The sequence below is a fragment of the Leptolyngbya sp. FACHB-8 genome (assembly GCF_014695575.1).
Lineage (GTDB): Bacteria > Cyanobacteriota > Cyanobacteriia > Elainellales > Elainellaceae > Vacuolonema.
Genome location: NZ_JACJOO010000067.1, coordinates 45,481 through 58,690, shown reverse-complemented (window position 1 = coordinate 58,690; position 13,210 = coordinate 45,481). Strand labels below are relative to the sequence as shown.

At 52.3% G+C, this 13,210-nt stretch carries 9 protein-coding genes and 1 riboswitch; of the genes, 5 read left to right on the top strand and 4 right to left on the bottom strand.

Annotated elements, in window-relative coordinates; genetic code table 11:
• Positions 1-3: 3 nt before the first annotated feature.
• A complete protein-coding gene (locus tag H6F91_RS17415) occupies positions 4-198 on the bottom strand; it encodes a hypothetical protein (protein ID WP_190774867.1) in 195 nt (64 codons plus the stop codon).
• 406 nt (positions 199-604) lie between these two features.
• On the opposite strand from H6F91_RS17415, the gene H6F91_RS17410 reads away from it, so the two are divergent.
• From H6F91_RS17410 to H6F91_RS17395, 4 genes are all read left to right on the top strand, one after another.
• Entirely contained in the window at positions 605-943 is a 339-nt protein-coding gene (locus H6F91_RS17410) for an STAS domain-containing protein (protein WP_242035851.1), read from the top strand.
• Between the two features lie 82 nt (positions 944-1,025).
• Positions 1,026-3,734 carry a TIGR03960 family B12-binding radical SAM protein gene (locus H6F91_RS17405; protein WP_190774868.1) on the top strand — a complete coding sequence of 903 codons (2,709 nt, stop codon included), beginning with the start codon at positions 1,026-1,028 and terminating at the stop codon, positions 3,732-3,734.
• 579 nt (positions 3,735-4,313) lie between these two features.
• On the top strand, positions 4,314-6,380 hold the full coding sequence (locus tag H6F91_RS17400) for an Rne/Rng family ribonuclease (protein ID WP_190774869.1): 2,067 nt from the start codon (positions 4,314-4,316) through the stop codon (positions 6,378-6,380).
• 5 nt (positions 6,381-6,385) lie between these two features.
• Positions 6,386-7,024, top strand: a complete 639-nt coding sequence (locus H6F91_RS17395; RefSeq protein WP_190774870.1) for a ribonuclease HII — start codon at positions 6,386-6,388, stop codon at positions 7,022-7,024.
• Positions 7,025-7,375: 351 nt separating this feature from the next.
• Here the strand turns inward: H6F91_RS17395 and H6F91_RS17390 are convergent, their stop codons facing one another.
• On the bottom strand, positions 7,376-7,807 hold the full coding sequence (locus H6F91_RS17390) for a hypothetical protein (protein WP_190774871.1): 432 nt from the start codon (positions 7,805-7,807) through the stop codon (positions 7,376-7,378).
• Positions 7,808-8,292: 485 nt separating this feature from the next.
• On the opposite strand from H6F91_RS17390, the gene H6F91_RS17385 reads away from it, so the two are divergent.
• Entirely contained in the window at positions 8,293-9,933 is a 1,641-nt protein-coding gene (locus H6F91_RS17385; RefSeq protein WP_190774872.1) for a CTP synthase, read from the top strand.
• A 270-nt stretch (positions 9,934-10,203) separates the two neighbouring features.
• Here the strand turns inward: H6F91_RS17385 and H6F91_RS17380 are convergent, their stop codons facing one another.
• A complete protein-coding gene (locus H6F91_RS17380) occupies positions 10,204-10,755 on the bottom strand; it encodes a DUF4278 domain-containing protein (protein WP_190774873.1) in 552 nt (183 codons plus the stop codon).
• A gap of 31 nt (positions 10,756-10,786) precedes the next feature.
• Positions 10,787-10,867: riboswitch (Glutamine riboswitch) on the bottom strand.
• 459 nt (positions 10,868-11,326) lie between these two features.
• A complete protein-coding gene (locus H6F91_RS17375) occupies positions 11,327-12,514 on the bottom strand; it encodes a 2-isopropylmalate synthase (protein WP_190774874.1) in 1,188 nt (395 codons plus the stop codon).
• Positions 12,515-13,210 lie beyond the last annotated feature (696 nt).

Below are 13,210 nucleotides of genomic sequence, written 5' to 3'. Positions count from 1 at the left end.
GGCCTAAAGACTGGGCACTAGCTGTACTCTCCCGGCGTCCATCTCCTCCATCAGCAATTCAAGAGCTTCATAATCTACTTCTGATACGTATCCCAACCGGGTTAATTCGTAGTTAATTTCGTTTTCGATGTCAGGAGTGAGCTTTTTGATGTAGAGCGCTTTTTCGACAAGGTGACGAATCGGATGAGTAGATTTCATTAGTGCTAGGTCCTGAGGAGAGCGTCATCTTTGCTTATTCTCCGCGTATTTCCAGGCAGGACAGGTGATCTAACCCAGGATAGGTGTGTGATTAAGATCACGGCATGCAAAATAAAAGTTACGTTTTCCTAAGTATTAGGGAACTTAATGCCTTCGTCTCGATTCAAGCTATCCGTAAACCGAAGGAAATTAAGGATGATTGTTGTCAATCCGTATACTCTCATACCTTATTGCTGAAATGTTTAGCATGAAAATGCGAGTATTCGTAACGTTTCCTTGAAGATTCGGTGAAACTAACGAGATGATTGGCTCGTATTGAGATGAAGCAGTTATAGTCCATGGTATTTCTACTGAGTAATCCAACGGGATTTGCTCATCGTGCGTACCAAACCACAGCAGGATGGTCATGATGCAAGAACTGTTAGCAAAATCTTCTATTACTTGTGTGCAGCCTACTGGGCACATTAATGCTTCTAACTCCAGTGCATTTCAGCAAAATTTAGAGGCTGCTTTGAGTCAACAGCCTCTCCAGTGTCTTTTGGTGGATCTAAGTCAAGTTGAATCTCTTGATAGTGCTGGTTTGATGGCCCTTGTCTCAGCGCACTCGCTGGCTCAACAATCCAACGTAGATCTGCATCTTTGTGGAATTTCACCCACGATTCAAATTATTTTTGAAGTGACCCAACTGGATCGGGTTTTCCGAATTCACCCCGATCGCTCTTCTGTTGAGGCTGTACTGGCCTAGATTCTCTTGTTATTTCTCCCCGACGGTTGCCAGACTCCGTATACTAGGTAGTTGATCTGGTCTGGTAACTTGAGGTTTTGCTGTGGCGATCGCAATCGATCAACTCCTGACAACGGATATTTCCCGTCCGGCCCGCTACTTGGGTAATGAGTTAGGAGCCGTTCGTAAGCCTTGGCAGACGGCTTCGGTGCGTTGGGTGTTGACCTATCCTGAGGTCTACGAGGTGGGTGCGTCCAATTTAGGACACATTATCCTTTACAGCATTCTGAATACTCAGCCGCGTCAGTTGTGCGATCGCGCCTATCTGCCTGCTCCCGACCTGACAAGCAAACTGCGGGAATCCCAAACACCTTTATTTGCGGTGGAGTCCCGCCGTCCCCTGACGAACTTCGACATTTTGGGCTTCAGCCTCAGTTATGAGCTGGGAGCCACTAACATTCTGGAGATGCTCGACCTGGCTCAGATTCCGTTGACTTGGCGAGAGCGACAAGATCACTCTCCCTGGCCTGACGAGCACTCCACAAGTTTTCCCCTAATTTTTGCGGGCGGTCAAACCGCCACCTCCAACCCCGAACCCTATGCCGATTTCTTCGACTTCATTGTGCTGGGGGATGGGGAAGAATTGCTGCCCGAAATTGGCCTGGTGCTTGAAGAAGGAAAAGCGGCGGGGATGAGCCGTGAAGAAATTCTTCTGGATCTGGCTCAAGTTCCGGGGGTTTATGTTCCTCAGTTTTACGATATGCGGCCTGATGGTTCGGTAGAACCCAATCGGCCTGATGTGCCCAAGCGAATTCTCCGGCGTGTTGCAACCCCAATGCCTGCCTACTCGATCGGACTGGTGCCGTTTGTAGAGACAGTGCACGATCGCCTGGTGATTGAGATCCGTCGAGGTTGCACACGAGGTTGTCGGTTCTGCCAGCCGGGAATGCTAACTCGCCCGGCGAGGGATGTAGAGCCTGCCGCGGTGGTGGATGCTATTGAGCGAGGTATTCGAGAAACGGGGTACAACGAGTTTTCGTTGCTGTCTCTAAGTTGCTCTGATTATCTGGCTTTACCGGCCGTTGGTATTGAAATTAAGAACCGCTTGCAGGGGGAGAATGTATCCCTCAGTCTTCCCAGCCAGCGGGTAGACCGGTTTGACGAAGATATTGCCAATATCATAGGCGGGATGCGTCCTGGTACGCTGACCTTTGCACCAGAAGCTGGAACTCAGCGCCTACGAGACATCGTTAACAAGGGTTTGACTAACGAGGAGCTGCTACGGGGTGTCAAAACGGCCTCCGAGCAGGGATGGGACCGGGTCAAGCTGTACTTTATGATTGGCCTTCCGGGTGAAACAGACGCCGATGTACTAGGCATTGCGGAAACGATGCGCTGGTTGCAGCAGGAATGCCGCATCAAGGGCCGCAAGCCGTTAGGATTTAACGTCACCATTTCTAATTTCACCCCCAAACCCCACACGCCATTCCAATGGCATTCGGTATCAACGGCTGAATTTGAGCGGAAGCAACAGTTGTTGCGGCAGGAGTTTCGCACCATTCGTGGGGTGAAGGCCAACTTCACCGATGTGCGGATCTCGGCTATGGAGGATTTTGTGGGGCGGGGCGATCGCCGCCTCTCCACAGTCATCCGTCGCGCCTGGGAATTGGGAGCGGGGATGGATGCCTGGTGGGAAAGCCTGGATCGGGCCTTTGCTGCCTGGACAACGGCGATCGCAGAAGCTGACCTGACCTGGAAGTATCGCAAGGTGGATGCCGGAGAATGGAACGTCTTTGATGTCCCCGAAGGTTCGGAGCGTGAAGCCCATCGTAAATTGAACCCTTCAATCTACGATGCACCGTTGCCATGGGATCACCTCGATACAGGCATCGATAAGGGTTGGCTTAAAACGGATTTGCAGAAGGCATTGGAAGCGGCTGTTGTTCCAGATTGCTCCTTTGATGGCTGCTCCCACTGCGGAGTTTGTGGCACTGACTTCGGCCACAATATCGTGGTGCCACCCCCCCCAATTCCCCAGTTCACTGGACACTTTGTCCCGCCCATCGAACGAGTACAGCGGCTCCGGGTCGTGTTTGGCAAGTTGAACGATTTGCGTCTGACCGGCCACTTGGATCTGGTACGTCTTCTGGATCGAGCGGTGCGGCGGGCGGCGCTACCCATTGCGTTTAGTGGAGGATTTCACCCAAATCCTCGGATTATGCCAACGATGGCACTGTCGCTGGGCCTAACCAGCTCAGGCGAAATTGTGGAATTCGATTTGACGGAGAAAGTGGATCCAGAGGAATTCCGTCAGCGATTAGCGGTTCAGTTGCCGGATGACATGCCCCTCTATAAAGTTGAGGATGTTCCATTGGGTGGTGGGCCGAATACTCCCGAGACACCCCCAGCAACGCGATTGTTGGAGCGAGCCGAGTATGTAGCTGCGATCGCCCCTTCCGAAGACGCCCCGGCAGACCTGACCCCTGAGCAAGTGGCAGAGTGCGTGGCAGAACTTTGGGCAGCAGCGGAAATTAATCTGGAGCAGACAACGAAATCGGGCAAGGCTTATATCGTCAATATGCGCGATCGCCTTTACGCCCTGGAAGTTGTTCCCAAGTTTCCCGTGCCTCTCCCTACCTTGTCACCGCTACCAGCAAATACCCTCTTTGTGAGATTTACAGGGGTTTGCCGCAACGATGGCACCTTCCTGCGACCCGAACATGTGGCACAAATGCTAGAAGTGGTATCTGAGTTCCCCTGGCAACTGATCCATGCCCATCGGCAGCAGTTACATTTGGCCAGCGCTGAGTAATCTCAAATTTCCTGGAATCAGCGAGCACGGCTGTATTTGCGGTACTCGCTAGATGTTGGAGGGTACATATTTCCTTGATTTCTCTGGCAGGGCGGGGAATGACAAGCTATGCTGGATGCAAGGTTGTGGGCGGAAGCAAACCTTGCCGAAAATTGACTTGCTCCACAGCGATTGTCAATTTTTGCAGCACATCTTCAGACACGCGCTATAATTCCAGTCAAAAGTACGCTGATGCGAATTGAACGCCCCTGAAGTGCCAGCGGCACCAATCGGCGACAAGCGTCGGGTGATTCTTCGCTTCCGCAGGAATTTTTACAACCTCCATGGGCAGTTTGGGTGCCTGGTTCCCGCAGACATTTCTCTGTGTGGTCAGACTTGGTTATACAAACCGTCAATGTTTGGATTGAGCTAGCGGCTGGGTATTCGGTCGATCGCTCCCCTTGCTGAGTGAGAGCTATACCCATCTTCAGAAGCCCGATTATTCTCTAGGCGAACCATGCAGGTTTTACATCGTATCAGGCAGGTGCCCAAACCGTATGCGCTACCTCCTGTACCCCCCCTACGTATTGAGGAAACTGAATGTCAAAGCAAATCATCATCGCAGAGCAGCACCGCATAGCCGCGGTCTTCTCTGAAGATCAGATACAAGAGCTGATCGTTGCAACGGGCAGTCATCAGGTCAGTGACATCTATTTAGGCATTGTTGAAAACGTTCTCCCCGGTATTGATGCTGCTTTTGTCAACATTGGGGATAGTGAGCGCAATGGCTTTATTCATGTCTCCGATTTGGGGCCTCTCCGTCTGAAGCGCGCCGCCGCTCCCATCACCGAGCTGCTTGTTCCCCAGCAGAAGGTGCTGGTGCAAATTATGAAAGAGCCGACGGGTAACAAAGGCCCCCGGCTCACTGGAAATATCACCCTGCCCGGACGCTACCTGGTGCTGATGCCCTTCGGGCGAGGTGTGAACCTTTCCCGTCGGATTCGTAATGAAAATGAACGCAACCGTCTTCGGGCTCTGGCCATCCTGGTAAAACCCGCCGGTATGGGTTTGTTAGTGCGAACCGAAGCGGAAAGTGTTCCGGAAGAAGCCATCATCGAGGATCTGGAAGCACTGCAACGGCAGTGGGAAACCATCCAGCAGGAAGCCCTAACCAGCCGTGCCCCCAGCCTGTTGAACCGGGACGATGACTTTATCCAAAAAGTATTGCGGGATGTGCATAGTGCGGAAGTAAACCGGATCGTGGTGGATTCCCCCAATGGCACGAAGCGGGTGAAGCAACATCTGTTGAACTGGAGCGGTGGTAAAGCTCCTCAGGGTGTGCTGATTGACCATCACCGGGAAAAAGCTCCGATTCTTGAATATTTCCGAGTGAATGCGGCTATTCGAGAGGCGCTCAAGCCCCGTGTTGATCTGCCCTCCGGTGGCTACATCATTATCGAGCGTACTGAAGCTCTGACGGTTATCGACGTTAACTCTGGATCCTTTACCCGTTCGGCAACAGCCCGGGAGACAGTACTCTGGACGAACTGCGAAGCAGCGGCAGAAATTGCCCGGCAACTGCGTCTACGCAACATCGCCGGGGTGATTGTGGTGGACTTCATTGATATGGATTCCCACCGTGACAAGTTGCAGGTACTGGAGCAATTCACGAAGGCTCTGCGTGCAGATAAAGCCCGTCCTCAGGTCGCCCAGTTGACGGAGTTGGGTCTGGTGGAACTGACCCGCAAACGTCAGGGACAAAATATCTATGAACTCTTTGGGCGGCCCTGTCCAACGTGTGGTGGGATGGGGCATTTGGTGCATCTGCCCAGTGAATCGGACGACGTCGTGCATGCCCTGGATACGGGAGGTAGTGGGCGATCGATCGCTCCACCTCGCGAAGTGACTCCTGCGGAACCTCGCATCATTCCCCGAGAGCCTCGCGAATCCTGGGATAGTGGCGTGGATTATGGCTCTGATGGGATGGCTGAGCCTTTGGCCGCTAGCCTGATTAGCCATCCAAGCTATCAGGATCGGGGTAAAGGCGATCGCCGTCGTCGTCGTGGACGGCCTGCTCGCAATGGAGACAGTATTCCTCGGCCCGTTTTGGGAGGAGGGCGTCCTCTGGAACTGGCCCCGAGTTTGCCGGAGCCTGTGTCACCCCTGGATGACATTGCGCCCGAACTCCCTGCCCCACCCATTGAACGGGAGCGGGTCGTGAAAGAACCGCGTCCTGAACGAGGTCGAGGCCGTCGTGAAAAACCTCCGGCTGAGCCACCCGAAGTGGTTATGGTTGAGATGACCGCAGAGGAGCAGGAACTGTACGCCATGATGGGAATTTCTCCTCTGGTACTGGCTCCAGATACAGTAAAAAATCCCAAATCGGCAGTGGTATCTGTTTACTTACCCGGTATGGCTCCGGCAACCGCACCGACCGTGTCTGTAATGAACGACACAGAAGGTGATGACGATAGCTATAACTACAGGGGAGCGGTGGCTCTGGCAGATGAGGATAATGGTTGGGAGCCCGGCCCCGTAACTCCGGAACCTGTACGATTGCCTGAACCCGCCGCCGACTCTGAAGCATCTGATGCGAGTGAGCAGAATGGTGCTCCGAACCGTCGTCGTCGTCGTCGTTCGTCCGCGTCCGGCGGATCGGATGATTAAGGCCCATGCGCCGAACTCGCCGTCAGGCTGACGGGTTTTTGCAACTGACGATCGCTCCTGCCACAGAAGGTATCAACTGGGTGGCGGGAGTCGATGAGGTTGGACGAGGAGCTTTATTTGGGCCAGTAGTCGCCGCCGCCATCATTTTGTCAGATGCGGCGGCGATCGCCCTTCAGCAAGCCGGAGTCACCGACAGCAAGTTGCTAACTCCCGCTCGACGCGAGAGCCTGGCCCGAGAAATTCTTTCCCAGGCAACAGCGTGCCACATTGGGTATGCATCGGTTCGTGAAATTGATCGGATGAATATTCTCAGAGCTTCTCTGTTGGCGATGCAGCGAGCGATCGCCCGACTCAGTCCCACTCCCGACCTGTGTCGTATAGATGGTAATCAAACGATTCCCCAACTTCTACTTGCTCAGGAAGCGGTGGTGAAAGGCGATCAGCACCATGTGGAGATTGCAGCGGCGAGTATTGTGGCGAAAGTATGGCGCGATCGCCTAATTACTCGGTTAGACCGGCGCTATCCCGGCTATGACCTGGCTCAAAACAAGGGCTACGGAACTCAGAAGCATCGGCAGGCGATCGCTACTCTAGGGCTAACCCCTCAGCATCGCCGTTCTTTCACCCGTAGTTTTCAACCATAGTTGATGTAGCCCTACGGGTTCAAAGCCCTGTAGTTTATGTTTGAGAAGCCGCACGAAGCGCGGCTTCTCAAACATAAACTAGTACGCTGAGGCGGAAATCCATCACCTATGTTTTTGTGTGGGGTGCTTCGCACCCCACACAAAAACATAGTATGCAAACTTAGGCCGCAGCGTACTAGTAATTTTCATTGCGGCTCTAAAGCCACAATAGGATGAAGTTTTTTGTTCAAAAGAATTGTGGGCAACGCTTTGCGCTGCCCACAATTGGTGTTTGGATTTTATGAACAGATGTGGGTTGTGAGCAATACTTTACGGAGCCCACAACCCATATAACAAGTAACCGGAGTTGGACTACTCGCCTGTGCTAGCTTCCCCAGTGCTGACTTCCAGGGTGTAAGCGCCTCGGCTAGTGCTGTCCATCCCATTGGCGATAACCAGAAACTGACCATCGCGAGGTAGCACGATTTCCAGGCGGGAGCTTTGGGTACCCGGAACGTTGCCGCCTTCTCCCAGAACAAAGGAATCTGGGTTTTGGGGATCCAGAACAGCTAAATAGGGAGTGAATGTCTCACTCTCCATGTTGACGACAATGGTTTGTCCCTGTTGTCCTTCAATGGTGTATTCGTCGTACAGGCTATTGTCACTAGGCAGTACCTTGTCGCCTTCTTCTAAAGCGCCGTCCTGGGTTAGCAGGGTTTCTGCGAGGGCGCTATGAACCCAGCCACCCCCCAGCAGAACCGCTGTGCTGAGCACTGCTCCTGCGATTCGTGCGTAAGCCTTCATGATCGTTACTCCTCTAAATGAGAACAAGTTGATAAACGCCCCGGGCAGGAGCGTGGCATGCATCATTTCTACATCACCCGTAGGTGATGGATGTACCCCGCCAGGCATAGATTGACGATTAATACACAGTAAAGTGCCCGCCTCCCGGGTAAAACTTTAATTCTTGAAAGTTTTAAGAATTGTTGTTTTGTTTCCTTTCAAACTGTTCTGAAATCCCTGATTTTAGGTCTATGTAGCGTATGTAAAGTCAGGAGCGTACACAAAGCCAAGGACTTTAGAAGAAAAGCCCGGACGGATAGGAGTGAACATGGATTTGTGTGGCCTACCCCCATTCAACCTATAATAGTTAATGATTTTAAGGTTTATGACGATCGCCATGACTGTGGCAGAATGTATGGGTTGTGGTTTGTGACTGAATCTCGGTCATGGTTCAGAGATAAACCGCACAGAACCACCATGGGCGATCGCACTCCAAGTTAGCTTTTATGACGAAATTTATTTTTGTGACCGGTGGGGTAGTCTCCAGTATCGGTAAAGGTATTGTTGCGGCCAGTTTGGGGAGGCTGCTCAAGTCTCGGGACTATTCCGTTTCGATCCTCAAGCTCGACCCCTATATCAACGTTGATCCTGGCACCATGAGCCCTTTCCAGCATGGGGAAGTGTTTGTGACCGAGGATGGAGCCGAGACGGATCTGGATTTGGGTCACTATGAGCGCTTCACCGATACCTCCATGTCGCGGCTGAATAGCGTGACCACGGGTTCGATCTATCAAGCCGTTATTAATAAAGAGCGGCGAGGCGATTACCAGGGGGGAACCGTACAGGTGATTCCTCACATCACCAACGAGATTAAAGAACGTGTGCATCGGGTGGCCCAGAATACCAACCCCGATGTGGTCATCACCGAAATTGGTGGCACCGTTGGGGATATTGAATCGCTACCCTTTCTAGAAGCTATTCGTCAGTTCCGCAAAGATGTGGGTCGGCGGGATGTGCTCTATATGCATGTCACTCTGTTGCCGTGGATTCCCTCAGCCGGGGAGATGAAGACAAAGCCCACCCAGCACTCGGTGAAGGAACTGCGTTCCATTGGGATTCAGCCAGATATTCTGGTGTGTCGGTGCGATCGCCCCCTCGCCTCCAGCATTAAGGAAAAAATCTCTGGCTTCTGTGACGTTCCTGTATCCTGCGTTGTTACCTGTCAGGATGCCAGCAGCATCTATGAAGTACCGACGAATCTGGAACGGGAAGGCTTGGCACACCAAGTGCTCGATATTTTGCAGATGGAGCAGCGACAGCCTGACTTGAGGCAGTGGCAGGCCCTGGTAGAGCAACTGCACCGCCCTAGTCAGCCCTTCGAAGTGGCGATCGTGGGTAAGTATGTGCAACTGACCGACGCCTACCTTTCGGTAGTGGAATCGTTGAAACATGCGGCCCTCAGTGAAGGCGGTGACCTAAAAATTCGTTGGATTAACTCTGAGGATCTGGAACCCCTGACGGTGGAGCATCACCTGCGAGGTGTCCAGGCTATTCTTGTCCCGGGTGGTTTTGGTCCCCGAGGTATTGATGGCAAAATTGCCGCTATCCGATACGCCCGTGAAAACCAGATCCCCTTCCTGGGGCTGTGTCTGGGGATGCAGTGCGCGGTTATTGAGTGGGCACGCAATATGGCTGGGCTACAGGATGCAACCAGTTCTGAGTTTGACAAAGAGACTACTAACCCGGTCATTAACCTGTTACCCGAACAACATGATGTGGTAGACCTGGGCGGTACTATGCGCCTTGGGCTGTACCCCTGCCGTATTGCTCCTAATTCCCTGGCAGATCGGCTGTACGGTGATGAGGTAGTGTATGAGCGGCATCGGCATCGCTATGAGTTTAACAACGCCTACCGCACCTTGTTCTTGGAGTCGGGATATCTGGTGAGTGGTACGTCGCCGGATGGCCGTCTGGTGGAAATGGTAGAACTGCCGGGGCATCCTTTCTTTATTGCCTGCCAATTCCATCCAGAGTTTCAGTCCCATCCCAACAAGCCTCATCCATTGTTCCGAGGCCTGGTGCAGGCGGCGATCGCCCGTGCCCAACATTCCCAACCGGAACTACAGTTGGAACCGACTAACGCCTAAACGTCTCGGCCTGTGTCTGCACGTTTCTGGTGCAGAGACAAACTCATACAATCTGGTTAGGACAGTTTATTTTTGAAAAGCGCCGCTTTTCAAAAATAAACTGTCTGGTTCTGTGTACGTAGTGCGCAAGATTAAGAAAACGGGCCAGTGTGTGGAAACACACTGGCCCGATTCACTATCGCGGCAAGCTCAAAATCCGTTGTTCAGGGAAGGTTGAAATCGGCTGGAGTGTTTCGCTTACAGCGATAGTGTTTGTCTCACCACAGACACTTAACTCATGGCTCGATGGCTACTTTCATAACCACCGAAGTCATGGGGGATTTTTCCCTGGATCTGGCTTTCGTAGCCCGTTACCTGCTCAATGGGTAGACCAATCTTCTCGGCAAGGCGTACCATCATGTCCTGTTCGCGACGACGCATGCTCTTGTGGCGTTGGATAAACAGATTGCGGGAGCGATCATTAATAGACATGGTAGGTACAGCAGCTTCGACTGCGGGCGTAGGAACAACTTCAGGAACAGCACCGAGCGCGATAGGGGCAGCGGGTGCCATGACTGGGGCCGCTTCAAAGACGGGAACCGTTGCAGGAATAGGAACTGTTGCAGGGACAGGAACCGGGCTTGTAATAGGAGTCGGGCGACCGCTGTGGTACGTAGCGCCACGCCACTTCAGTTCGTAGCTGGGCATTTCAGGAACATTTTCAGCTCTCCGAAACATAACGGATAAGCCACGGTACAGGCCTTTCGCAAGGACTGGGCCAATTTTAAGTAGTGTAGAGTTGGGCGAACTATCATAGCTAACGCCGCGATACTTGAGTTTCATGTTGCCTCCTTGAAGCGATGAAGCATGGTGCGGCGCGTTCCTTCGGGAGGGTTCCCTACTTCCGTCTCTCCGCGACTGCTCAGAGCCTCAGCCCAGCGGAGAGATGAACGATTTATTGGTTTATATTCGTATCATAGGCTACGGTTTTGAGAGGTGCCGGCTTTTTTGATACTTCGATACAAAGGGCTCGGCCTGCTTTACTTTTCTTCATCAAGATCTCATTTTTTAGTCTTGGCTATGTCTTTGTCGTTCTTAGTCTCTCCAGGGTTTACACATTAGACCTCCTGCATGAATCGATTTCTGAGAGCGTGAATTGTTGCGCAGCCGCGCAACAATTCACGCAGGAGGTCTATTCTTGTTGTGTGTGGTGTGCAAAGTACACCACACACAACAAGAATGCACCGGGCTAAGGACTTTTGGGATCGTTGTGCGTTGCACACGCATAGGCGTTTTGGAGTACCCCGTATCATGTGGTACTCCAAAACGCTCTTAATCCGAACTTGGGTTGTTTAGATTTCTAAAGTGTTTTCAGAAATCTGGAAATTGCATTGGAAATTGCATGTGCCTTCTTTCAAGCCATCTGGAGTTTCAACGTGCCATTCTCCAAAAGTTCCAGAACCTCACTGGCAGAAAAGGATCGCTTTTGCTGCATGGCGATCGCTTTCAAATCTGCTCTTAAGCTCTCGTACTGGTGGCGACTGAGCGATTGCCCCAACTGCTGCTCGAATAGGTGCTGGAGATTGCTGATACCGCTGCATTTGCCAAACCAAATTTCAGGTTCGACGTGGGGAAAGATGCAGTAGCTGTGGCGATCGCGCAATAACGAGTGAACGTGGACGCCGCTTTCGTGGCGTTGCGCCTGCGGGGAGTAGGGGGCATGAGCTCGGGCTCCGAGGCTGTGCAGGTATTCTGTGACGTGATTGAGGGCATCGTAATCGATGCCGGCGACTTCCCACCCAAAGCGCCACTTTAGGCCGTGGAGAACTTGTTCCAGCGCAACATTGCCAGCCCGTTCACCAATGCCGCCGAAGGTGCCTGAGATGCCACAGGCTCCGGCTCGAACGGCCTGAATGGTATTTTCTAGAGCCATGCCCATGTCGTTGTGAAAGTGGACGGCCAGAGGTGCTTGTCGGGTGTGAGCGAGGAGGTTAGAAATCCACTGATAAGTTGTTTCCGGTGTAAGAATGCCGACGGTATCGCACAGCAGAAAATGCTCAATATAGGGCTGGAATTTGCAGATGCAATCCACCAGAAAATCAAAGTCGGTGCGGCTAGCATCCTCGGCAGCAAAGCAGATTTTCAGACCGCGCTCGTCGGCGTAGCGTAAGTGTTCCACCACTTTATTGAGCATGGCCTGGCGGATCTGTTCCAGCACAGATTCTGGGATACCGTCTTCCAGGGTTTTGTCGCGGTAGGCGGGGTGCTGTCGCAGGTCGGGGTCACGGAGGAGAAGGAGGCGATCGCTCACGGCATGGAATAGGATAATTTGCCGCACTCCACAGGCAACGGATTGATCAATAGCCGTTTTTGTCAGCATGGTGGAGGCAATAATTTGTTGCCCCAACCCTTCATGAATCAGGGAGCGAACCAGGGTTGCTTCGCTCGCGTGGACAGCGGGCATCAATGCAATTTGGTGAACCCCAGTGCGGGCAATGGCGTGGGCCAGGGTATGCTCGATGTCGGGGTCGAAAAAGAGCCCAACCTGCTGTTGGCCATCGCGTAGAGTTTCGTCTGATATTGTCAGAGTCAGCGTTTCCATAGGGTTTAGAGCAATCTTCAGGGAACAGCGCTGCCACGAGCGCCATTACAGAGTGAGTTCCCCTCGCATCGCTGGGGAACTGACCCTGTATTGAGAAAGAGTGAGAGTCTCTCTTGAATAAAAACGGGACAAAAACGGGTTTAAGCCATGATTGAAATGCGATAGGCAAACTGGCTCGTTCCAGTCACCACGGCAGACCCTACGTTTCTGTCCTGATTAATGGCTTTTGAAGATTGCAGCAATCGCCACCTGATAGGGGTTCCTGTCTCCCCCTAAAATTCCAATTTTGGATGTCTTGTATCACAACCATGCCTCCTTACACCACACGTTTTCCCTTTTGCCGATGCCCCTCAAATAGACTGGAAATGGCTTGCCGATGAGCCTAGCATTCCTTGTGGGCACTGTTAACTAGTTTCTTCAATTCCTCACAGTCCTTTTTCAAAAAGTTGAACTTTTTTCCTGAAAGGGCTGATTTTAGAACTGGACTTACAACTTCGATCGCCTAGTAATGCCAGCGGGAATTAACTATGGTTGACGGCCAACTTCAGCTACTGATACTAGGCTTACACAAGCTCGCGCCACGTAACCTACAGTTGTCGAGGGCACAAACACACCCAATCATGCGTCAGTACAATGTCTGTTGATTTATCAACCAGGAATTAACCGTTCCAGAAAAAACTGTCTGCACAATGGCTA